We start from the raw sequence: 21361 nt of genomic DNA, 5'->3' as shown, positions 1-21361 counted from the left end.
TGAAGGAGCCGGCGGGCTTTCTTCTTTCTGGCGGTCTGCGCTGGCGCAGCCTGGCGGCGCGAGGATCCTCCTCGGATCAGGCGCGCTTGCGGGGCTTTTCCGCGATTTCGACCCCGTCGGTGTCCGACGCGCCCCAGGCGAGGTCGTCCGTCAGTTGCGCCAAGAGCAGCGCCGCAGCGGCGCCGGCGGGAGAGTCCGCCTCGTACTGCATCAGCACGAGCAGGTCGCGCGCCTTTTCGAACTCTTCGGTGAGCCAGTGTCCGGCGAACGCGCGTCCGCCGAGTGCGTCCGGCTCGTCGAGAAACTCCCCGACGAGCGCGCAACAGGCCTCGACGAAGTCGCCGTCGGCCGCGAAGTCGCCGGAAAGGGCGCGTGCATGGAGGTCTGCCACTTCCTGTTTCCAGCGGGCGAAGAGACCATCGTCCGGTGCCTCGTCGTCAGGCGCGGTCTCTGCCACCTCGGTCGCGGACGATGCTTCGCTGGCGGGCGCCGGTGACGGCGTGGGTTCCATGGCCTGATCGCGGCCGAGGGTCAGGAAGGTGTCGGGCAGGTGCTCGATCTCTTGCACGATCTTCGTGAGATCGCTGTCGAAGATCGATCCGGCCATCTCGATGATGGCCTTCAGCAACGCGTCCGCGCCGCTTCTGGACCAACGCTGTTCGGCGCCGGGCTCGGTGCTCTGGAGCGCTTGCCAACCCTCCGGCGTCGCGATCGGCAGGACGGCGGTAAAGCCATGTTCGAAAGGCGCGCCGGTTCCGTCGAAACAGGCGGCCCGCTCCTGCGGGGACAGCCTGTCGGCATGGGTGAGCACGCAAATGCTGCGCCGGCGCAGCGCGGTCGGAACCTGGGCCCAAAGCTCCTGGTCGCGGGCCGTCCAGCTTGCGCCGGCACGGCTGCACCAGATCACCATGTCGGTCAGCCGGTTCAGGACGAAAAATCCGTTCGCTCGCGCCGCGGGGTCGTCGAAGTTCGAAAGCTCGATGAAGTTGAGATCTTCGAGCAGCTCGCTGTCGAGGCCGACCGAAAGGATGTCCGGTGCCAGCGCCGTCGCCTCGGGCAGCGCGAGCCCGTCGAAGCGCTCCTCGGGGCGGTCCCACCAGCCCGCCGCCGTCTCGTAGCCGTCCGCGTGACGCAGGGCCACCGCCGGCAGGGGGACGCCGCCGAGCGCAGTCGGAAGTATCTCCTCGCAGACGAGGAGGTTGAGAAGGCTCGACTTGCCGGCTCCGGCAGGTCCGATGAGGGTGATCCGGACCGGGTGATCGAGCCGCGCGATCCAGCCCGCCACTTGCTCGCGCGCGGCAGGGTCGATCCGGGGCTCGGTGCTCGTGTCCGCTTCCATCGCCGCAAGCAGACGGGTCAGGAACGCGCGCACCTGGGCTACCTCGGTAAAATCGGTCATCGCCGCATCCCCACCGTTACTCATCCTGTTCCACCGCGGGAGGCACGACGGCATCCCAGAGTCTTACCAGTTCGGACCACCCCGCTACCCCAAGGCGGCCGACCACCGCGCCGGTTTCATCGCCGCAGAGGACGAGGTCGCCTTCGCGCCCTTCGCCGAGCACGACCAGCGCCGGGGCATCTCCCAGCGCGGCCATGTCGCCTTCGAGCGCGGCGAGTTCGGCAAGCAGCGCAGCGGCGCCCGCCGCGTCGGGCAGCGAGGCGTCGCCGGTATCGCGCAACCGCGTCCCGTCCTCCGCGAATTCGGCCCGCACGGGGCAGGCCCTTGCGATCAGCCCGTAGAAGCTGCCGTCGTCAGTCACCGTTTCGGGCGCCGCGTCCGCTTCCGGCGCGGCGGCCGCCGCCTGCACGCAGGCTGCGCGAAGCTCGGCCAGCGCGAAGCTGACATCGCCGTCCTCGCCGTCGTCACTTGTCGGGGTGCTGCTGACCGCGTGCGGGCCCGCGCGCCGCGCATGCGCCACCAGCGCACGCGCGACATCGGCAAGGCCGCTCGCACCGCCCGGCGCAAACAGCCGGCCGCTGCGAGCCGTCAGTTCGAGCCGGATTCCGTCTTCCGAGCTGAAGTTGAGCCGACGCGGCAGGATCGTGTGCTCGATGGCGCCAAACATCGCTTCGAGACGCGACTCGGCGCTGGTGCCGGGCAGGTCACGCTCGGGCCTTCCGCGCATGGCGGCGGTCTCGTCGACCCCGGCCAGTATCGTCACGATCTCGGTACTGAGCGTCATTGCTGTCGGGCCCTCGGTCAATCGGCTTACTGCTCAAAGAGCATGTGCGAGCCTTGCACGCAAGGACAACGCATGCCGGCGCAGCCCCGCTGCATCGGCTCCGCGCTCGCAAAGCAGGCAAAAGGCGTGGTCGGGCAAGGTCTGCATGCGCTGGAAGAGGTAGATATGGCGGCTGCCGAGGATCGCCGCCTGATCCGCCTTCTCGGACGTAGTTCCGGCCGTGCCGAAGGCGGGGCCGAGGAACAGCCGGGCCGACACGTTCGCGACCCGGTCGAGCAACTCCTGCGGCAGGGGCGTGCGGCTCGCGGAGTTGAGCACCAGCCGTGCCCGCATATCGATATAGGACAGCGCGATACAGTCGGGGGCCGAGTCCAGCCCGGCCTCAATCACTTCACGAAACGACATGGCGCGGACTCCTCGGAAATGGACAAGCGGCCCGCCCCGGAGCGGGACGGGCCGGAAAGGGTCGCGACGGATAGGACAGTGCTCACTGTCATGCGCGCCGCGGCAGGCGGAGCGGCGTTCGGCCGGCGCTATCTTCAGCCGCGCGTTCGGCCGAGGCCGCCTCGCGCCGGCGGCGGGCATCGTCGGCGCGGAGGAATTCCTCGATCAGCCCAAGCACCTCGGGCACGGTCTCGATCTGCGGCGAGCGGGCGACGATTTCGCGCCAGAGCGCGACCGAGCCGGGCAGGTCGTCCTTGTCGTGATCCGGTGCGCCTTCGACCTTCACCGTCGCGGTTTCGGCCGGTTTCTCCGTCGACAACTCGCTGTCCTCGGGGGGGGGCGATGCTGCGGTCGTCTCCTCGGGTTCCGTGGTCGACGAGGCGAACCAGCTGAGGTCGACGTCGTCGAGGCTGTCCGCGGACGCCTCGTCCTCATAGGCTTCGATGGCTTCCTCCGGAGCGCTGGTGAATGCCTCGTCTGTGTCGTCTTGATCGGCCGTCGCCTTCCCCTCGCCGGAAGCCTCCTCTTCAACCGGCCTGATCGGCGCCTTGAGCATGAGCGGCATCGCGGCCGGTGCCTCTGGCGCTTTCGTGGCGCCGTCCGGCGTGTCGGTGACCAGCATCTGCGTGCGCAGCGTATTGGCTTCGGTACTGCTCAGGCGCGCGCGCGGCTGAGCTTCGGGGCGCATCGGCCGGATGGTGCCGCCGACGCGGCTCGGCAGGACGTGCAGCCGGGAGGGGGCGCCCTCGTCGTCCACGGAGGTCGCGACGAGCGTGAGCGGTGCCGGGCGTTTCGTGGCGGAAGTCTCGACCACCTCGTAGCGTGACAGCATGTCCTTGCGGCGGTCGGCGATGTCGTGGGCGACCTCTTGCAGCGCGTCGAGAAGATCCTGCGCGCCGCTTGACGCCCAGAGGTCGCTCGCCTCGTCCTCTCCGCTCGCCTTGATCGCGTCGGTGGCCGAGAACATGACGACCTGGCGGAACAGGTCTCCAGCTTCGCGGCGCAGGCGCCCGGCCACGCGCGCGCGCTCCGGCGCGGTCAGCTTGTCCGAGCGGGTCGCGAGGAGGACACTGCCCGCGCGCAGCCGTTCGGGCAGGGATTCGAAGGCGCTGCGTTCCGTCTCGCGCCAGGCCTGGGTGGAATGCGTGCACCACAGGATCGCGTTGACGTAGCCGACCGCGATCTCCCAGATGTGGCGCGGGATCGAGGGGTCGGAGATGCCGGGCGTGTCGATCAGGTCTATCGTCTCGAGTATCCGGCCGCGGCAGAACAGGCGGATATAGCGCACCCCTTCGACCGGGACGTCGTGGAGGTCGCTGATCGATAGTTCGTGGTGCTGGCCCTCGGTGTCGACGTAATGCGCCGAGGGCTCGCCGTAGCTCATCCAGACCGGCGGCAACTGGGTGGCGGTGACGCGCGTCGGAAGCACGTCCTCACCGAGAAGGAAGTTCACGAGTGTCGTCTTGCCGGCGCTGAACTCCCCCATCAGCGCGATGCACGGCTTGCGGCTTGCCCAGCCCTCAAGCCGGGACATCCACTCCGCCGTCACCTCGCGCCGCTCTTCGTTCTTGCTGTCGGTCATCTTTCAGTCCTGCTCAGGCTGCCATCTCTTCAAGACCCTTGAGGATCTCGCTGAAGGTCGTATTCGCGTCGCCGCCGCTGCGGAAACCGGCCAACCGGTCTTCCGCCTTCTCATCAGTGGAGGCGTCGGCGTTGGTGATGCGGCTGATCGTCTCCTCATGCTCCCGCAGGAAGTCGCGCAGCGTCGCGCGGGTGTTCTCGAGCACCGCGGCGACCTGGCTGTCCTCGATCTCCTTGGAAATCGCGTGGACCTCGGCGCTGATCAACTGGGCGTAGTCCTTGGCATAGGCGCTCGCGCCGCGCCGCTTCTGCCACCAGCGCCGCCACCAGGTGCTCTGCAGGTCGAGCGCGATGGTCCGGCCGAGTCCGACCGGTGCCGGCACCCGCGGCGGATGCGGCGGCTCGACGCTGAAATCGGCAAGCTCGTCGCCGAGCACCGCGAGATATAGCCCCTGCACATGCGAGGCGGCCTCGCCGTAGAGCGTACTGACCTTCGCGGCGAGCGCGCGGGAAAAACTGGCATAGGCCGTGCGGTGCAAGACCCGGAGCCCGGTCGGATCGTAGTTCCAGGTGCCCTGCTCGCCATGCTGCTCGAGATAGGTCACGAGCGAATCCGTCGCGCGCTTAACGAAGCTCGCTTCCGCGGTCTGCATGCGCTGCGAGAGGTCATCCCGGAGGCGCTGGCAGAGCGTCGCGACCTCTGTCTCGAACCTGGTGGAAAGTTCGCGCATCGCGGCGGCGGCGCCGCCTTCGCCAAGCTTGATGTTGACTACTCGGGACGGCTGGCGCGCGGCGACGGCCTTGGCGCGGGCCTCGTTGGCGAGGTTGCGGGCGCTGCGCCTCGTCCGTTCGAGCTGGCGCTTGCCGGTGCCTTCGCAGACCCGCTCCCCGATCGCCTCGAGAAGGTCGGGTACTCCGGAGAGGTTCCACATCGTCTCCCAGCCGCTCTCGCTCTTGCTCTCGGGCCGGCTCGAGGCATAGGCCGTGAGCGCGTGCTGGCTGTCCGGGCTGAGCAGGCGCATCGAGGCGGTCAGCGACGCCTCGGCCCACTTGGCGCTGCCGAAGATCACCGCGACATCAGGGCCGATGTTGAACTTCTTCAGCGTCTGTTCGATGCCGGCGCGAATCTCGGGGATCTGCGCCATCGGATCGTTCAACTCGTCGATGCGGTTGACGAAAAGGATGATCTGGCGGTTCTCGAGGTTCGAGATGATCCGCATCAGCGCAAGATCGACCGTGGTCAGCGCCTGATGGGCCGAGAGCACGACGACGCAGAGATCGGAATTGCGCAGGCTGCGCAGGGTGATCTGCTCGCGGATCAGGAAGGTGTCGTTGACCCCGGGCGTGTCGCACAGCGTCATCGAGAAATCGTATTCCGGAACGTCGAGGTAGAACTCGGCCGATTTGGTGATGTCGGCGAACCGCCCGGTCGCGGCGCCGGCATCGGAAAGGTCGGGCCCGTCGCCTAGGCAGACGTAGCGCTCCACCAGCTCGTGATCGACATAGCCGTAGGAATGGTTCTGCCCCAGGAGCAGCTCGAAATGCTTGCCGAGTCGCGCCTCGGTCGTCTTCCGCATCGTGTCGATCTGGCGCTGGATCTCAATCAGCTCGTCCTCGGCGCCGGCACGCTCGGCAAGCTCGCCGAGCCGACCGCCGTTGACGACGAGATTGTCCCATTCGTCACGGTTGAAGAAGGTGAAGCGCGCCTTGGTGTTGGCAGGGCCCGTCGGATCCGCCGGCGCCCGCGTGTTGATCGCCAGCGTGGTTACCACCGATGTCCAGGGGTTGACGTCGGAGGGCAGGAGACCGGGCGAGGCGGCGAGCACGTTGGTCAGCGCCGATTTGCCGGCCTTGACCTGGCCGACGAGCGTGATCCGCGGTGAAAAGGACTGAAGGCGCGATTTAAGCCCCGCCGCGCGCGACGCGGTGCGCGCATCGGCGGCCGCTCCAAGCCGGTCGAGCGTGTCGGCGAGTTCGGAGAACTCCGACGTGAGCCTGGCAAGCGTCGTGTTCGCGGAGGTCAGGAAGGGTGCGTTCTCAAGCATCTTCGAGGGCTCCTTAGTTACGGTTGCGATCGTTATGCCCCTCGCGCAGATGCTCGAGCGACGAGAGGACCTGACCGGCGGACCGGTCGAGGCATGACAGGATGTCGAGGGCGGCGACCATCAGCTTGCTGACGTGGTCGCGGGTGAGGCGGAGCCCCGGCGTGCTGACGAACACCTGCATGTGCTCGTAGAAGCCGCCGTTCCTGAGTTCGGCGATGCGCTGGAAGCTGCGCGGCGGCTGATCGTCCTGCGTCAGCGGCGGCAGTGCCCTGTTCGCCAGAAAGTCCGTGGTGCCCTCGTAATCGGTGAGCAGGACGCCGAAGCCGATGCCGGGAGCGATGGCCTCCAGAGCCCTCAGGCGAGGCATGAGATCGCCGGACCTGGCACCGTGGGGGGTGCCAGGGGGCAGGCCGGGAACTGTCATGCGTTGAGCCGTCATGGGTCTCATTGCTCCGATGGGCGATAGCAAGTCCGCCGCCGCGCTGCACAGGGACGAAACTCGCAAGGCACCCCGTGAACGCTAGTAATTTTTTGTGGCAAAATGGTGGTTCAATTACGCCTGAGCTTCACCGATTTCGGGGCGGTTCGTAACCGCCTCCGAGCGCTCGCCGGGCGCTCCCACCCTTGTTTGCAAGGCGTTTGGCGCGTGCGCCGGCCGGCATCCACCTCAGTCGACGCGCCCGCCCATTGCCACAATTGCGCCCGGCGGGGGCGCGTAACCGGGGCCGCCTTGAATCTGCTGCGGGAACAAAGCGACTCGCTCTGACGGATTGTATTCGGCTGGGCATCGAGAGGGCGCTGCATTCACCGGAAATCCTCCGAATGACCGCTAGGGCGCCACTATTCGGACATGGATCGCGGTCAGGCTCGATTGTGAGGGGCACGCAGATGCGAAGGACCACAACAAATGAAAATCATGGCGGCCATCCTGCACTGTATCTCGCGTCGTAAGGCGGAGGAGCCTGACGCGTTCGAACTGCGTCTGATCCATATGGGAACCGAGAAAGGCGAGGAACGCGGGGATCAAATCGCGCGTCCGACCGTGTTCTGCCGCCGCGCGCGCCGGATGCCGCGCGTAGCCTGAACGGCCTCAGAAATCGACCTCGACGCCGGGCAGATTCAGCTCGCGTGCGAGGTCCCGCACTTCCTGCCGGGCGGCGACGTTGGAGATGTTCAGCCCCTCGACGCCGACATCGCGCAGATCCAGCAGCGTCAGCCCGCGCGGAAACAGCTCGCGGAAGATGACCCGCTCGGTGAAGCCCGGCGCGACGCGGAACCCGATCCGTTTGGACAGCTGCTCCAGCGCCGCGCCGACCTTGCGCTTGTTGTGCATCTGCTGTGCGCCAAGCCGGTTCCTCAACACGATCCAGTCGATCGGCTTCAACCCCGCCCGCGCCCGCAGCTGGCGCGCGTTCCACACCATCTCCGAATAGATCGACGGGCCGGTGACCCGGCTCGTGTCGGGGTCGACACGCGCCAAGAGGTCAAAATCGATGAAGCTGTCGTTGAGCGGCGTGATCAGCGTGTCGGCGAGCGAATGCGCAACCTGGCTCAGCCGCGTGTGCGAGCCGGGGCAGTCGATCACGATGAAGTCCACGTCCCGCTCGAGCCCGGCCACGGCTGCCGACAGGCGCCGGTCGTAGACGTTCTCGCCGGCCGCGAGGCTGGCCTGGTCGATCTCCGGTAGTTCGCGGTAGTCGGGGGTCGGAAGCTCGATCCCTTGCTTGCGGCAGAAGGCGATCCGGTTCTCGATGTAGCGGCCGAAGCTCCGCTGGCGCAGGTCGAGGTCGAGGGCGCCGACCCGGTGTCCCATCCTGGAAAGCGCGGTCGCGACATGCATGCAGGTGGTCGACTTGCCGGAGCCGCCCTTCTCGTTGCCAACGACGATGATATGCGCCACTAATCTGCCCTCGCTTCGCCGGCGGGCACCGCTGCTGCCCTTGTTGGCGCCACTATAGGTGGTGTTTTTACCCGGAGGAAGCTGCCACCCATGTGTTCGTGCCACTTTCGTGGCGCGAATGCCATGCGGAGTGCCGCAGGCATGCCGCCGTGCCCGAAAAAAGCGCCGGCGGCTTGCCGGGGCTCAATTCCCGGTTGCGGTTTCCGTCGTTCTGATGCTTTTGCCGCGCGGGGGCGAACGGGAGACCTGAACTTGAGACGACTGCAATGCGCCGTAGCCGCGGCGTTGACCCTGATTGCTGCGCCCGCCACGCTTTCGGCCGCCGCCTTCATCGAGGAACATTCGGCCTGGACCGTGATGGGGCGCGACGACAGCTGCCTTGTCACCACCTCGGCCGTGGATGACTCCGGCGCGAAGCTCACCTTCGTCCACCTGCCAGACCGGGCCTTCGCGACCATCGAGTCCTTCGAGTGGACCGAGGTTCCCGGAAGCTGGCAGGACGGCGCGGGCAACGTGGAAATCGCGGTTGGCGCCGCCGCGCCGGTGAGCCTCGCGGCACGGATCGACGGTCTTGCGATCCTCTTAACGGACGAAACCGGCACCGCGTTTTCCGACCTCGAATCCGCGTTGGCCGCGGCGACCGGGATCGGGGCTGAGGGTCAGCCCGATCTCGCGGTCCGCGACGCCGCCGGCACGGCGATCGCCGGCTTCAGCCTGCTCGGGGCGGCCGAGGCCATCGCGAAGGGGGCGAGCTGCGCCGAGGCGCTTTGAGCGCGGGCCCCGACCCGCCGGTCCCGACGTGCGGGCCGACCAAAATGAAAGCGCCGCCCGAGGGGGCGGCGCTTTGTGTTTCGATGCGGCTGGCTCAGAAGCCGAGGCCGGCATACTTGTTCTTGAACTTCGACACGCGGCCGCCGGTGTCCATCAGCTTGGCCGAGCCGCCGGTCCAGGCGGGATGCGCCAGCGGGTCGATGTCGAGCGCCATCTGGTCGCCTTCCTTGCCCCAAGTCGAGCGGACCTTGAAGACCGTGCCGTCCGTCATCTTGACGTCGATCATGTGGTAGTCGGGGTGAATGTCTTTTCTCATGGTCCCGCTCCTCAGGCCTTGGCCGCGTCTTTGGGCTTGTAGTTGGTAACTTCGGCGATCCGGGCGGATTTGCCGCGGCGGTCGCGCAGGTAGTAGAGCTTGGCGCGGCGCACGCGGCCACGACGCACGACCTCGATCGAGTCGATGTTGGTCGAGTAGAGCGGGAAGACGCGCTCGACGCCCTCGCCGAAGGAAATCTTGCGGACGGTGAACGAGGCGGCGATGCCCGAGCCGCCCTTGCGGGAGATGCAGACGCCTTCGTAGGCCTGCACGCGGGTGCGGGTGCCTTCGGTCACCTTGTAGCCGACACGGATCGTGTCGCCCGCCTTGAAGTCCGGGATGGACTTGCCGAGAGCGGCGATCTGCTCGGCTTCGATTTGCGCGATCAGGTTCATCGCGTGATCCTTTCCAATGCTCGCGGTTCTGTCCGCGAAGATGTGCGCGCCTCAGAGCTCTCGGTCTTCTTCCGGGTCCGCATGAGCGCCCGCCAGAGATCAGGTCGTCATTCCTTGTTGCTGCCGCCCTGGGGCCGCACCTTGCCGAAGAAAGCGAAGGGCCCTGGCCAATAAACGACAGGTCCGGACGACTCGCGAGAGCCCCGGACGGGCGGGGTATAGGGGGGCTACGCCTTGCGATCAAGCGAATTTTGCCGGGCGCCGCGGCGCAGTTCATCATCCGAGGCGGTCACGTCGCCGCGAGCGATCAAGCAGGGTTGGGCTGCTGTACATGGTCAGTTCCTGCGGATCGAGGGTGGAACAGAACGGCGGCGCATTCTCAACCCAGCACACTTGCTCAGAAACGGCCGTGCCGACTGATGCATATCAGTGCGTCGCATCACGAGTGGAGCATGGTGGTCAGAATCCTGACTACACGTTCCGGCGGTACGCCGAAGTGTTGAGACCAACGGCGTTGAGGCGACCCCGGCTTGGTCGTGGATCTCGACCGATTGGCATTCGTTCATCGGCATGTGGCAAAGGAGGAAAAAATGCATCTTTTCAGATTTGTCGGCCGTGCCGCGCCAATTGCGGCAGGAGTGAGCGTCGCAGTCGGCGCGTGGACCGGCGCGGCTCTGGCATTCGACGAAGCCGCCCAGATCGAGTTGGGCCACGCAGAGTTCACGGCCCATTGTGCGTCTTGCCACGGTGCGGAAGCGCACGGGGACGGTCCAGTAGCCGCAGTCCTCGAAAAGAAACCGCCCGATCTGACACAAATCTCCGCTCGATACAGCGGCCAATTCCCGACCGGGACAATTCAAGAGATCATTGACGGGCGGAATATGATAAATCCTCACGGGGACCGAGACATGCCGATCTGGGGCGATCGCTATTTTGAAACCGCGGCTAAACGGTCGCAGTCCGTTCCCCATGACGTCGATGCGCAGGCGCTTGCACTCGGGCGGGTGACCGCTCTGGTCAAATTCCTGGAGTCAATCCAGGCGCAGTGACGGTCGCAACTTCCGGTCGTCAACGAGGCGGATGAAATCCGAAGGCTGGGTCGCGCTACGCGGCAAGACACCGGCGCGTCACTTGTTCGCCCCTTCCTTCCGCGCTGCCCAGAGGTCCGGCCGACGCGCCTTCGTCAGCCGCTCCGACTCGGCGCGCCGCCATTTCGCGATCTCGCCGTGGTGGCCGGACATGAGGACGGGTGGGATCTCGCGCCCCTCCCAGACCGCGGGCCTCGTGTATTGCGGGTGCTCCAGCAGCCCGTGCGAATGGCTTTCTTCCTCGGTCGAGGCGGCGTTGCCTAGGACGCCGGGCAGGAGCCGCACTACCGCATCCAGTATCGCCTGCGCGGCAATCTCGCCGCCGGTCAGGACGAAGTCGCCGAGGCTGACCTCCTCGACCGCGTAGTGATCGAGGACGCGCTGGTCGACGCCTTCGAACCTTCCGGCGAGCAGGGTGATCCCCTCGGTCCCGGCCCAGCGCCGGGCCATGGCCTGATCGAAAGGTTTGCCGCGAGGGGAGAGATAAACCACCGGCCACTTGGCACGGTCAGGGGGCGTGCCGATGGCAGCCTGATCGAAGGCGGTTGCCACGACATCGGCGCGCAGGACCATGCCCGCGCCGCCGCCTGCGGGCGTATCGTCGACATTGCGATGCTTGCCGATGCCAAAGGGGCGCAAAGGGATCGTCTCGAGCCCCCAGAGCCCGTCCTGCAGGGCCTTGCCGGTGAGGGACAGGCCGAGCGTGCCGGGGAAGGCCTCGGGGAAAAGGGTGATGATCCGAGCCGTCCAGGCGCCCTTCAGACGCAGCGGCTCTTCCATGAGATCGCGCGGCCGCGCCGAGACGGACACCCGCAAGCGCCCATGGGACTTCGGCTTGTCCGCCTCCGTCACTCGCTTTCCTCCGGTGGGTCGGCGATGATCCGGCCGGCGGTGAGGTCGACGGTCGGCACGATGGCCTTGGTGAAGGGCAGAAGGAGCGCGGTCTTGCGGCCCGGCGCGAAGATCTCGAGGATGTCGCCCGCGCCGTGGTTGAAGACCGCCCGGACCGTGCCGAGCCGCTGGCCGCCGGTATCGAGCACTTCGAGCCCGATCAGGTCGGCATGGTAGAACTCGTCGTCTGGCAGGTTCGGCAGTTTCGAACGGTCGGCGAAGAGCGACACGCCGCGCAGCGCGTCGGCCTCCTCCTTGGTCGTGACGCCCGAGAGCCGCGCGCCGAGGCCGCCGGGGACCTCGCGCGTGATCTTCACGGTGAAGCTGCGCGAGCCATCCTCGGTGTAAAGTGGGGCATAGGCGGCGATCGCCTCGGGCTGGGCGCAGAAGCTTTTCAGCCGCACCTCGCCCTTGACGCCAAAAGCGCCAGAAATGGCGCCGACGCAGATCCGGTCAGTTGCCATCCGCCGCCTCCGGGCAGGCGGCCGCCACCGCGGCGGCGGCCGGTTCGGGGACCATGAGCCGGTCGGTCTTCATCCCGAGCCAGAACGCGCCCCCGCAGAGCGCGAAGGTGACGAACCGGCGCAGGAAGAAGCCGACCATCATGGTTCAGCGCCTTATTCGGACGCTTCGGCCGGGGCGGCCTTCTTGGCCTTCTCCTCGGCGCGCTTCTTCGCCTTGGCGCCCGGCTCGGCCTTCTTCATGTTGGCGCGGGTGGCCTTCTCGCGGACGCCGGCGGCTTCGAGCATGCGGGCGATGCGGTCGGTCGGCTGGGCGCCCTGGGAGAGCCAGTACTGGACGCGCTCCATGTTCATCTTAACGCGCTCCTCGCTGTCCTTCGGCAGGAGCGGGTTGTAGGTGCCGAGCTTCTCGAGGAAGCGGCCGTCGCGCGGCATGCGGCTGTCCGAGGCGACGATCGAGTAGTGCGGGCGCTTCTTGGAGCCCCCACGGGCGAGGCGGATCTTCATAGCCATGTCAGTTCTCCTATATCTGGCTGTGACGCAGGCGAAGTGCCTGTCATTCCTTGGTTATTTCTGTAGCTGCTCGTGATGCCTGATGACTTCCGAGATGATGAAGCTCAGGAATTTCTTGGCGAATTCGGGGTCGAGGTCGGCGTCGAGCGCCATCCGCTGGAGCCGTTCGATCTGGCTGGCCTCGCGCATCGGGTCCGAGGGCGGCAGGTCGTGCTCGGCCTTGAGCCGGCCCACCGCCTGGGTGTGCTTGAAGCGCTCGGCCAGCGTGTAGACCAGGATCGCGTCGAGCCGGTCGATCGAGTCGCGGTGGCCCTTCAGGAGGCTCGCGGCGCGGGTCGTCGGGTCACTCATTCGGGCCTCCGGGACTGGGGACGGGGGGCGGTTTTGCGTGCCGCCTGCCTGCAGCGCGCGTACAGACGGCGTGCCGACGGCGCAAGCGGCTGGGGCGGGACCGGGGCGCTGCCCCGGACCCCGGGGTATTGGGGCAATGAAGAAGCCGGAACGGTCATGCGCGGGGCTCCCGGTCGTGGCGGTAGACGAGGCAGCCGGGGCAGGCCTCGGGGCGCGCGGCCTCGGCGTCGAGGCGCGTGCCGAGCCGTTCGGCGAGCGCCACAGAGCGGCGGTTGCCCGGCGCGATGTAGGAGACGATGCTGTCCCAGCCGAGCCGGTCGAAGACATAGTCGCGGGTGGCGACCGCGGCCTCGTAGGCGAAGCCCTGGCCCTCGGCCTCCTCGGTGGTCATCCAGCCGAGCTCGGGCTCGGGGTCGGTGATCTCGTAATGCAGGATCGACATGCCGACGAAGCGACCGGTCGCGCGGTCCTCCATCGCGAAGGGGCCGTAGCCGCGCAGCTGCCAGCTCGCGGTCTCGGCGCCGAAGTCGAGCCAGGCGGCGTGGCGATCGAAGGGGCCGCCCATATGCGCGGCGCGGTCCGACATCAGGATCTCGGCGTAATGGCCGAAGTCGTCGAGCCGCGGCGCCCTGAGCGTGAGCCGCGCGGTCGCGAGTTCGGGGATGGTGAGCGTCACCGTCATGCGCGCATCCTCGGAGCGGGGTGGCGGTAGACGAGGGTCGGGCGGTCGGAGGGATGCGCCGCCTTCTCGTCACGCGTTGCGCCGAGCCGGTCGGCGAGCGCGATCGAGCGGACATTGTCGGGGTGGATGTAGCTCACCGCCGTGGTCCAGCCGAGGACGGAGAAGGCGTGGTCGCGCGCGGCCGCCGCCGCCTCGCGGGCGTAGCCCTTGCCCTCGGCGGCCTCGCTCCAGACGGTCCAGCCGATTTCACGTTCGGGCCAGCCCGCCGGGTACCAGGGGCCGGCCATGCCGAGGGCGTCGTCAGTCCCCTTGAGGGTGAACACGAACATGCCGAAGCCGCGCAGGACCCAGTGGCCGATCACATGGCCGAAGGCGCGCCAGGCGAGACCCTCGTCCAACTCCTCGGTGCGGATGAAGGCCGAGCGCGGCGACATCGCGAAGCCGCGCCAGGCCGGCCAGTCGGCGGCCGCCGGCGCGCGTAAGGCGAGCCGTTCGGTCTCGATCACCGGGGTATTGGCGAGCACTGGTGTCATGCCAGCCCCCTGATGTCGTGGACGATCACCACGTCTCCGGGATCGGTGCCGGGGATGGTCGGGTCGATCACGCCGCCGAGCTTCAGCCCGAGCGCGATGGACCGGTCGTTGGCCGAGTCGACGATGTTGATCAGCCGGTCCCAGCCGAGGGTCCGGCGCACCCAGAGCATCACGGCGCGGGCGGCTTCGGCGGCATAGCCCTTGCCCTCGGCTTCGGGGATCACGAACCAGCCCAGTTCGGGTACGGGATAGCCCGCGAATTCGTAGATGCCGACCTCGCCGACATAGGCGCCGGTCGCGCGGTCGTCGAGGCCAAAGGCGCCGTAGCCCTTGAGCGGCCAGAGGGCCACATCGGCGGCCCAGTTCTTCCACGCCTCGTCCCGGCTCATCATGCCGCGTTCGGGGACCGAGCGGGGAGAGGCGAAGAAGGCCGCCCAGTGCTCGAAGTCAGAAAGCTTCGGGGCGCGGAGGATCAGGCGGTCGGTTTGGAGCGTGGGAGGGGTCATGCGGCCCTCCCGGCATCATGGCGCCACGTCAACGTCGGTTCGTCGCCGTAAGGATGGCGGGCGTCTGGATCGACGACCGCGCCGAGCCGTTCACAGAGGCGGTGCGAGGTGGCGTTGTCGGGGTCTGTGTAGGACACGGCGGTCCGGAACCCGCTGGTGGCGAAGAACCAGTCGCGCGCCGCCGAGGCGGCTTCGAAGGCGAGGCCCCGGCCCTCGTTCGCCTCGTTCCAGAGGCTCCAGCCGAGTTCGGGTTCGGGATGGGTCTCAGGGTAGACCGGGCCGATGGCGCCGATTCCCTTGTCACTGTCGTGGAAAGTCACTGTGAAAAGGCTGAAGCCGTGGCGCTGCCACTGGTCCAGTATGTCGAGATAGCTTTCGCGCGTCTTTTCATACGTCCACGGGCCACCCATCAGATGCGAGCGTTTGGACGCCCAGAACCGGGCCGAGGGCGAAAGATCACGGTCGTTGGGTACGCGCAGGCGCAGCCGCTCGGTCCAGAGGACCGGACGGCCTTCGGCGTCCTGCGTTACCCGATGGGTCATTTCTTCTTTCCGAAGCCGAGGCCCGAGAGGCCGCCGGGCAGGTTCATGCCGCCGAGCCCGCCGGGCAGGCCGCCGCCCATGCCGGCGCCGATGCCGGATTTCAGCGCCTTGGCGGCCTCCTCCATCGCCTTGGGGTCGTTCATGTCGGGCATCGCGCCCTTGCCGCCCATCATGCCCTTCATTGCCTGCTTGAGCATGCCACCTTTGCCCATCTTGCCCATCTTCTTCATCATGTCCGCCATCTGGCGGTGCATCTTCAGAAGCTTGTTGACCTCGCTCACCTCGAGGCCGGCGCCGGCGGCGATCCGCTTCTTGCGGCTGGCCTGCAGGAGGTCGGGATTGGCGCGCTCCTTCTTGGTCATCGAGTTGATCAGCGCGATCTGGCGGCGGAGCACCGTGTCGTCGAAGCCGGCCTCGTCCATCTGCCTGGACAGCTTGCCCATGCCCGGCATCATCCCCATGATGCCCTGCATGCCGCCCATCTTGAGCATCTGCTCGAGCTGCGACTTGAGGTCGTTCATGTTGAAAAGGCCCTTCTGGAACCTTTTCATCATCCGCTCGGCCTGCTCGGCCTCGAGCGTTTCCTGGGCCTTCTCGACCAGCGCCACGATGTCGCCCATGCCGAGGATGCGGCCGGCGATGCGCTCGGCCTCGAAGGTCTCGAGCGCGTCCATCTTCTCGCCGAGGCCGACGAAGCGGATCGGCTTGCCGGTGACCGCGCGCATGGACAGGGCGGCACCGCCGCGGCCGTCGCCGTCCATCCGGGTGAGGACGACGCCGGAGATGCCGACCTTGGCGTCGAACTCGGTCGCGACATTGACCGCGTCCTGGCCGGTGAGGCCGTCGACGACGAGGAGCGTCTCGCGGGGCTTCGCGACATCGCGGACGGCCTGGACCTCGTCCATCAGGACTTCGTCGATATGCAGGCGGCCGGCGGTGTCGAGCATGTAGACGTCGTAGCCGCCGAGCGTCGCCTGCTGCTTGGCGCGCCTGGCGATCTGCACCGCGCTTTCGCCCTTGACGATCGGCAGCGTGTCGACGCCGATCTGGGTGCCGAGGATGGCGAGCTGCTCCATAGCGGCGGGGCGGTTGGTGTCGAGGGAGGCCATCAGGACGCGCTTCTTCTCGCGCTCCTTGAGGCGGCGCGCGAGTTTCGCGGTGGTGGTGGTCTTGCCCGAGCCCTGCAGGCCCACCATCAGGATCGGCGCGGGAGGGTTGTCGATCTTCAGCGCGCCGGGATCCTCGGCGCCGCGCAGCACGTCGATGAGCGCGTCGTGGACGATCTTGACGACCTGCTGGCCCGGCGTGACCGATTTCGTGACCGCCTGGCCGGTGGCCTTGGCCTCGACCGCCTTGACGAAGTCGCGGGCCACTGGGAGCGAGACGTCGGCTTCGAGCAGCGCGACGCGCACCTCGCGCAGCGCGGCCTTGACGTCCTCGGCCGAGAGGGCGCCCTGTTTCGTCAGCCGGTCGAAGACGCCGCCAAGGCGTTCTGACAGGTTCTCGAACATCTCGCGGCCCTCCTTGGCCTCGTTGACTTTCCCGCCCCTCAGATAGTGAGGAAGCGCCCAAACGCAAATCGCACCAGTGGGCGCAACGCGCTGACTGGTGGCGATCCCCTGATCTGCGGGGACCGGAAGCACGGAACTTCCGGAATCCGGGAGGATTTAGGCGAGCGGGGCGGGCGAGTCAAGCGAGCGTTGTCTCGCGGGGTATGGGGCGTTTTGCCCGGCGCGGTGTGCAAACGGGGGCGATAGGGCTAGGCTGGGGGCTTGTAAGGACGGGAGGCTAGGCGTGGAGGTCGTGGATACGGTCGTCGTTGGCGCAGGTCAGGCGGGGCTGGCGGCGAGCCATGAGCTGGGCAAGCGCGGCGTCGACCATCTGGTGCTGGAGCGCGACCGGATCGGCGCGGGCTGGGCCAACCGGTGGGAGAAGTTCTGCCTCGTCACGCCGAACTGGTCGGTGCAGCTGCCGGACTTTCCCTATGACGGCGACGATCCCGACGGCTTCATGCCGCGTGACGAGATCGTGGCCTATCTGGAACGCTACGCGGCATCCTTCGGCTGCCCGGTCCGGACCGGAGTCGATGTCACAGCGGTCCGGAGGATTGCCGGGGGCGGGTTCGAGGTGGAGATCGACGGGAGCGCGGTGCTGCGTGCGCGCAACCTCGTGGTGTCGACGGGCGCCTACCAGAAGCCCCATGTGTTGCCCGGCAGCGGCGGGCTACCAGCGCACCTGCGTGGAATCGACATTTCCGGATATACGGCGGTCGCGGACCTGCCGGAGGGCGATGTCCTGATCGTTGGCAGCGGCCAGACCGGCTGCCAGCTCGCCGAGGAACTCTCGGCGGCGGGGCGGACCGTGGTTCTGTCCTGCGGGCGGGCGCCCTGGGCGCCGCGCCGCATCGGCGAGCGGGACCTGATGTGGTGGCTGATCGAGTCGGGCTTTCTGGATGTCGACGCAACCACGCTGCCGCCCGAGGCGCGGCTGTTCGCGAATGTCCTCGCCTCGGGGCACGGCGGTGGCCATGACCTGCATTACCGGACCCTCGCCGCGCAGGAGATCACGCTGGTGGGCCGTTTCCTCGGGGTGGAAGGGGATCGGGCGCGCTTTGCCCCGGACCTTGCGGAGAGCGTCGCATGGGGCGACGAGAAGTTCCGGCTCTTGCGCGACCATTTCGCGGGATTCGCCGCCACGGCGGGGATCGCCTTTCCCGACCTGCCTGATCCGGAGCCGTTCGAGGCCCCGGTGATCGACTCCGTCGACCTTCGGCCCTTCGGCACGGTGATATTTACCGGTGGCTTCCGGCCCGACTATCTCTCCTGGCTGCCCTGGCCCGAGGCCTTCGACGCCGACGGCTTCCCGCTCCAGTCGGATGGTGCCAGCACGGCGGTTCCGGGCCTCTATTTCGTCGGCCTGCACTTCATGCGCACGCGCCGCTCGGCGCTGCTCTGCGGGGTGGGGGACGACGCACGGGTCGTGGCGCGCCAGATCGCCGGACGTTGAGGGCCGGGGCCGCGCGGCGAAGCCGTTCTCAGTCCCGGAGCCAGCGGCTGGTGGTTTCGGCGCAGCGGCGAATGTGATTGCCGCTCTGGTAATACCAGGTCATCGGCACCGGCTTGTCGCGCGAGGCGAGCCGCAGCGCGAGGCGGTGGGTGTCGTCATGGCTCTGGACCAGCACGCCGTCCGGAGCGAGGTCGGCGAGCGGGAAGCTCTCGGTGCTGAAACCCTGGGCGTTGCGGCGGCGGAACTCGATGCGCCCCGCGGCGCGGTCGAGGACCAGCCATACCCGCTCGACCGCGAGCGCGGCGATCGCGGTGAGGCCGAGCGAGACGGCGAAGGCGAGCGCCGCGCGCAGATAGGCGCCGGCGAGCACCTCGTTGACGGTCCAGCCGACGCAGCTCAGGGTGAACAACACAAGGACAAGCCCCAGGAACAGGGGCTTGTCCTCGATGATGAGCCGGTCGTCGGTTTCGAAAAGGATTCGCATGGCCCCATCATGGCGACGATTGCGGCATCGTCGTGGCAGGTTCAGGCCGCGAGCCGGTCGACCTCCGCTTCCGCCGCCTTCAGCGTCGCTTCGGGATCGAAGACCATCCGGTCGGCTGCAATGAACTCGACATCGGCGATGCCGAAGAAGCCGAGCATGTGGCGCAGGTAACCCGAGGCGAAGTCGATCTCGCTGCCCATCTTCGTGCCGTCGGAAGAAAGCGCCACGATCGCGCGTTTGCCGGTCAGGAGGCCCTCCGGACCCTTCTCGGTGTAGCGGAAGGTCTCGCCCTTCCGCGCGAGGTGGTCGATCCAGCTTTTGAGCTGCGCGGGCAGGCCGAAATTGTAGACCGGCAGTGCGATCACCAGCACGTCGGCGGCCTTCACCTCGTCGAGAAGCGTGTCCGAATAGGCGGCGATGCGGTCCTGGTCGGGGGTGCGCGCCTCGGCCGGGGTGTAGACCGCGCCGATCCAGGCGCCGTCGATCTGCGGCACGCCGGCCGAGAGGTCGCGCACGGTGACTCGGGCGCCGGGTGCGGCGTCGGTGAGACGCGCCACGATGCGGTCGGTGAGCTTGCGGGAGACGGAGGCCTCGCCCTTGATCGATGTCTCGATGCGGAGAATGCTGGTCATGTCGGTATCCTTGCGGTTTCGGTGTCTGGTCACCAAAATGTTCATTGCCATTATGAACACAACTGGCATGATCGCACCAATTCTGTTGATAGGCGCACATATATGACCTTCGAGAACTGGGACGAGATCCGCACTGCCTTCCAGGTCGCCCGCGTCGGCACCGTCTCTGGCGCGGCCGAGGTGCTGGGCGTCCACCACGCCACGGTGATCCGCCATATCGACGCGCTGGAGGCGCGGCTCGGCGCCAAGCTCTTCCAGCGCCATCCGCGCGGCTATACCGCGACGGAGGCCGGGCAGGAGCTTTTGAAGGTCGCGCAGACCACCGAGGACCAGTTCGCCCATCTCGCCGCCCGCATCACCGGTGCCGCGACCGAGATCTCGGGCGAGCTCGTGGTGACCTCGCTGCCGGGGCTGGCCGAGCTGGTGACGCCGACGCTGCTGCGGCTGCAGACCGAGTTTCCCGGCCTGAGGGTGCGCTACATCAGCGACGCGCGGCTCTTCCGGCTGGAGTATGGCGAGGCGCATGTGGCGATCCGCGCCGGCGGCAAGCCGCAGGAGCCCGACAACGTCGTGCAGGCCTTCTGCACCCAGCGGACCGGACTTTACGCCGCCGAGAGCTATGTCGCCGCGCACGGGTTGCCGGCGGACGAGGCCGACCTCGCCGGTCACCGCTTCATCGGCCCGGCCGATCCCGACAGCCGCGCGCCCTTCCACCGCTGGCTCGCCGCGAAGGTGCCCGATGCCGCGATCGCCTTTCGCACCAACGAGGCCGAGGCGGTGCGCGAGGCGATCCGGTCCGGCGCCGCCATCGGCTTCCTGCCGGTCCTCGCGGCGCGGCGCGAGGAGGGGCTGGTCGAGGCGCTGCCGCAGCGCGACGACTGGAGCAGCCCGCTCTGGCTCGTCACCCATGTCGATCTGCACCGCACGCCCCGGATCCAGCTGTTCCTCAAGGCGCTGAAGGAAGACGCGCGCGATTGCGGGATGTGCTAGGCCGATGAGCCAGGCGACGCGCGGCCATCTGGCGATGCTGCTTTTCTCGGCGCTGGTGGCCGGGTCGTTCCCGCTCGGCGCGATGATGGCAAACGAGATCGCGCCCACCGCCTTCACCGCCCTGCGCTTCGTGCTGGCGGGCGCGATCATCGGCGCGGTCGTCCGGGCGCGGGGCGGGGTGCCGCGCGCCGCACTGGCGGCACCGTGGCGCTACCTTCTGCTCGGGGCGAGCTTCGGGGCCTATTTCGTGCTGATGTTCGAGGGCCTGAAAACCGCGGCCCCGGTCTCCGCGGCGGCGGTCTTCACTCTGACGCCCGTGCTTTCGGCGGGCTTCGGCTGGCTGCTTCTGCGCCAGGTGACCACGCCGCGCATCGCCGCGGCGCTGGCGATCGGCGCGGCGGGGGCAATCTGGGTGATCTTCCGCGCCGACCCGGCCGCGCTTCTCGACCTGCAGGTCGGCCGCGGCGAGGCGGTCTATTTCGCCGGCTGCATGGCCCATGCGCTCTATACCCCACTGGTCCGGCGCCTAAACCGGGGCGAGAGCGCCACGGTCTTCAGCTTCGGCGTGCTGGTGGCAGGCGCGATCCTGCTGACGCTTTACGGCTGGGGCGCGATCCGCGCCACCGACTGGACGGCGCTGCCGGTGATCGTCTGGATCACGCTCGGCTACACGGCGGTCTTTGCGAGTGCCGCGACCTTCGTGCTCCTGCAGTTCGCGACGCTGCGGCTGCCGGCGTCGAAGGTCATGGCCTATACCTATCTCATCCCCTCCTGGGTGATCCTCTGGCAGATCGCGCTTGGCCAGGCCGCGCCGCCGGCGCGGGTCGCCGCGGGCGTTGTCCTGACCGCGCTGGCGCTGGTGCTGCTCGTCAAGGAGGAAGCCGGCGCGCGGCCCGGTTCGGCGCACCCGGATTGAGCGCCCGCAGGGCGGGCGCACGCCTTCTGGCACTTCGTGCGGTTTGCCTCCGGCGGGGATATTTGGAAAATAGAAGAGGCAACTGCCGTTCCTTTCTTCTTTTCAAAGCATCCCCGCCGGAGGCGTGCCGA

General features: G+C 67.8%; 27 protein-coding genes. 6 read left to right on the top strand and 21 right to left on the bottom strand.

What is annotated here, in order from left to right; genetic code table 11:
• Positions 1 to 76: 76 nt before the first annotated feature.
• The 6 genes from OEZ60_RS07725 to OEZ60_RS07700 all read right to left on the bottom strand — a co-directional run bounded on the left by OEZ60_RS07725 (position 77) and on the right by OEZ60_RS07700 (position 6620).
• Positions 77 to 1399 carry a P-loop NTPase family protein gene (locus OEZ60_RS07725; RefSeq protein ID WP_263334788.1) on the bottom strand — a complete coding sequence of 441 codons (1323 nt, stop codon included), beginning with the start codon at positions 1397 to 1399 and terminating at the stop codon, positions 77 to 79.
• A 16-nt stretch (positions 1400 to 1415) separates the two neighbouring features.
• Entirely contained in the window at positions 1416 to 2183 is a 768-nt protein-coding gene (locus tag OEZ60_RS07720) for a hypothetical protein (RefSeq protein WP_263334786.1), read from the bottom strand.
• A 33-nt stretch (positions 2184 to 2216) separates the two neighbouring features.
• On the bottom strand, positions 2217 to 2588 hold the full coding sequence (locus OEZ60_RS07715) for a hypothetical protein (protein WP_263334784.1): 372 nt from the start codon (positions 2586 to 2588) through the stop codon (positions 2217 to 2219).
• 88 nt (positions 2589 to 2676) lie between these two features.
• Positions 2677 to 4209: a dynamin family protein gene (locus OEZ60_RS07710; RefSeq protein WP_263334782.1), complete on the bottom strand. Its 1533-nt coding sequence runs from the start codon at positions 4207 to 4209 to the stop codon at positions 2677 to 2679.
• A gap of 13 nt (positions 4210 to 4222) precedes the next feature.
• Positions 4223 to 6253 (bottom strand): dynamin family protein, encoded by a 2031-nt coding sequence (locus tag OEZ60_RS07705; RefSeq protein ID WP_263334780.1) that lies wholly within the window; start codon positions 6251 to 6253, stop codon positions 4223 to 4225.
• A gap of 13 nt (positions 6254 to 6266) precedes the next feature.
• Positions 6267 to 6620, bottom strand: coding sequence for a hypothetical protein (locus OEZ60_RS07700; protein WP_263334779.1), 354 nt, complete (start codon positions 6618 to 6620; stop codon positions 6267 to 6269).
• Positions 6621 to 7160: 540 nt separating this feature from the next.
• Here OEZ60_RS07700 and OEZ60_RS07695 point away from each other — a divergent pair.
• Positions 7161 to 7337, top strand: a complete 177-nt coding sequence (locus tag OEZ60_RS07695) for a hypothetical protein (protein ID WP_263334777.1) — start codon at positions 7161 to 7163, stop codon at positions 7335 to 7337.
• A gap of 6 nt (positions 7338 to 7343) precedes the next feature.
• Here the strand turns inward: OEZ60_RS07695 and OEZ60_RS07690 are convergent, their stop codons facing one another.
• Positions 7344 to 8153, bottom strand: coding sequence for a division plane positioning ATPase MipZ (locus OEZ60_RS07690; RefSeq protein WP_263334775.1), 810 nt, complete (start codon positions 8151 to 8153; stop codon positions 7344 to 7346).
• 285 nt (positions 8154 to 8438) lie between these two features.
• On the opposite strand from OEZ60_RS07690, the gene OEZ60_RS07685 reads away from it, so the two are divergent.
• Positions 8439 to 8924: a hypothetical protein gene (locus OEZ60_RS07685; protein ID WP_263334773.1), complete on the top strand. Its 486-nt coding sequence runs from the start codon at positions 8439 to 8441 to the stop codon at positions 8922 to 8924.
• Positions 8925 to 9018: 94 nt separating this feature from the next.
• On the opposite strand, the gene rpmE is transcribed toward OEZ60_RS07685, so the two are convergent.
• A complete protein-coding gene (rpmE, locus tag OEZ60_RS07680; RefSeq protein WP_263334771.1) occupies positions 9019 to 9240 on the bottom strand; it encodes a 50S ribosomal protein L31 in 222 nt (73 codons plus the stop codon).
• 11 nt (positions 9241 to 9251) lie between these two features.
• On the bottom strand, positions 9252 to 9635 hold the full coding sequence (rplS, locus tag OEZ60_RS07675; protein WP_263334770.1) for a 50S ribosomal protein L19: 384 nt from the start codon (positions 9633 to 9635) through the stop codon (positions 9252 to 9254).
• A gap of 536 nt (positions 9636 to 10171) precedes the next feature.
• On the opposite strand from rplS, the gene OEZ60_RS07670 reads away from it, so the two are divergent.
• Positions 10172 to 10684, top strand: a complete 513-nt coding sequence (locus OEZ60_RS07670; protein ID WP_263335052.1) for a c-type cytochrome — start codon at positions 10172 to 10174, stop codon at positions 10682 to 10684.
• Positions 10685 to 10762: 78 nt separating this feature from the next.
• Here the strand turns inward: OEZ60_RS07670 and trmD are convergent, their stop codons facing one another.
• The 10 genes from trmD to ffh form a co-directional block, all read right to left on the bottom strand.
• Entirely contained in the window at positions 10763 to 11503 is a 741-nt protein-coding gene (trmD, locus tag OEZ60_RS07665) for a tRNA (guanosine(37)-N1)-methyltransferase TrmD (RefSeq protein WP_263335050.1), read from the bottom strand.
• Between the two features lie 68 nt (positions 11504 to 11571).
• Complete coding sequence (gene rimM, locus OEZ60_RS07660) at positions 11572 to 12078, bottom strand: ribosome maturation factor RimM (RefSeq protein WP_263334768.1); 507 nt, start codon at positions 12076 to 12078, stop codon at positions 11572 to 11574.
• Complete coding sequence (locus tag OEZ60_RS07655) at positions 12068 to 12220, bottom strand: hypothetical protein (protein ID WP_263334767.1); 153 nt, start codon at positions 12218 to 12220, stop codon at positions 12068 to 12070. The genes rimM and OEZ60_RS07655 overlap by 11 nt, the downstream gene beginning before the upstream one ends.
• 11 nt (positions 12221 to 12231) lie before the next feature.
• Positions 12232 to 12588 (bottom strand): 30S ribosomal protein S16, encoded by a 357-nt coding sequence (gene rpsP / locus OEZ60_RS07650; RefSeq protein ID WP_263334765.1) that lies wholly within the window; start codon positions 12586 to 12588, stop codon positions 12232 to 12234.
• Between the two features lie 54 nt (positions 12589 to 12642).
• The gene (locus tag OEZ60_RS07645) at positions 12643 to 12939 is read right to left on the bottom strand and encodes a chorismate mutase (protein ID WP_263334763.1); all 297 of its coding nucleotides are present in this window, start codon (positions 12937 to 12939) and stop codon (positions 12643 to 12645) included.
• A gap of 154 nt (positions 12940 to 13093) precedes the next feature.
• Positions 13094 to 13621, bottom strand: a complete 528-nt coding sequence (locus tag OEZ60_RS07640; RefSeq protein WP_263334762.1) for a GNAT family N-acetyltransferase — start codon at positions 13619 to 13621, stop codon at positions 13094 to 13096.
• Positions 13618 to 14154, bottom strand: a complete 537-nt coding sequence (locus OEZ60_RS07635) for a GNAT family N-acetyltransferase (RefSeq protein ID WP_263334760.1) — start codon at positions 14152 to 14154, stop codon at positions 13618 to 13620. Before OEZ60_RS07635 ends, OEZ60_RS07640 begins: the two co-directional genes overlap by 4 nt.
• Complete coding sequence (locus tag OEZ60_RS07630) at positions 14151 to 14660, bottom strand: GNAT family N-acetyltransferase (protein WP_263334758.1); 510 nt, start codon at positions 14658 to 14660, stop codon at positions 14151 to 14153. The genes OEZ60_RS07635 and OEZ60_RS07630 overlap by 4 nt, the downstream gene beginning before the upstream one ends.
• The gene (locus OEZ60_RS07625) at positions 14657 to 15202 is read right to left on the bottom strand and encodes a GNAT family N-acetyltransferase (protein ID WP_263334757.1); all 546 of its coding nucleotides are present in this window, start codon (positions 15200 to 15202) and stop codon (positions 14657 to 14659) included. Before OEZ60_RS07625 ends, OEZ60_RS07630 begins: the two co-directional genes overlap by 4 nt.
• Positions 15199 to 16713 carry a signal recognition particle protein gene (gene ffh / locus OEZ60_RS07620; RefSeq protein ID WP_263334754.1) on the bottom strand — a complete coding sequence of 505 codons (1515 nt, stop codon included), beginning with the start codon at positions 16711 to 16713 and terminating at the stop codon, positions 15199 to 15201. The genes OEZ60_RS07625 and ffh overlap by 4 nt, the downstream gene beginning before the upstream one ends.
• A 283-nt stretch (positions 16714 to 16996) precedes the next feature.
• Between ffh and OEZ60_RS07615 the strand changes: the two genes are divergently transcribed.
• Positions 16997 to 18208: a flavin-containing monooxygenase gene (locus OEZ60_RS07615; RefSeq protein WP_263334753.1), complete on the top strand. Its 1212-nt coding sequence runs from the start codon at positions 16997 to 16999 to the stop codon at positions 18206 to 18208.
• A 28-nt stretch (positions 18209 to 18236) separates the two neighbouring features.
• Here OEZ60_RS07615 and OEZ60_RS07610 read toward each other — a convergent pair whose 3' ends face one another.
• Both OEZ60_RS07610 and OEZ60_RS07605 read right to left on the bottom strand, forming a co-directional pair.
• A complete protein-coding gene (locus OEZ60_RS07610; protein ID WP_263334751.1) occupies positions 18237 to 18692 on the bottom strand; it encodes a hypothetical protein in 456 nt (151 codons plus the stop codon).
• Between the two features lie 41 nt (positions 18693 to 18733).
• A complete protein-coding gene (locus OEZ60_RS07605; protein ID WP_263334749.1) occupies positions 18734 to 19324 on the bottom strand; it encodes an FMN-dependent NADH-azoreductase in 591 nt (196 codons plus the stop codon).
• 102 nt (positions 19325 to 19426) lie between these two features.
• Between OEZ60_RS07605 and OEZ60_RS07600 the strand changes: the two genes are divergently transcribed.
• Together OEZ60_RS07600 and OEZ60_RS07595 are read left to right on the top strand one after the other, a co-directional pair.
• Positions 19427 to 20314, top strand: coding sequence for a LysR family transcriptional regulator (locus OEZ60_RS07600; RefSeq protein WP_263334748.1), 888 nt, complete (start codon positions 19427 to 19429; stop codon positions 20312 to 20314).
• Between the two features lie 4 nt (positions 20315 to 20318).
• Positions 20319 to 21230 carry a DMT family transporter gene (locus OEZ60_RS07595; RefSeq protein ID WP_263334746.1) on the top strand — a complete coding sequence of 304 codons (912 nt, stop codon included), beginning with the start codon at positions 20319 to 20321 and terminating at the stop codon, positions 21228 to 21230.
• Positions 21231 to 21361 lie beyond the last annotated feature (131 nt).

The organism is Albidovulum salinarum, from assembly GCF_025673475.1.
Classification (GTDB): domain Bacteria; phylum Pseudomonadota; class Alphaproteobacteria; order Rhodobacterales; family Rhodobacteraceae; genus Albidovulum; species Albidovulum salinarum.
Note: the sequence above shows the minus strand (reverse complement) of the source record. Positions and strands in the feature narration are given on the sequence as shown.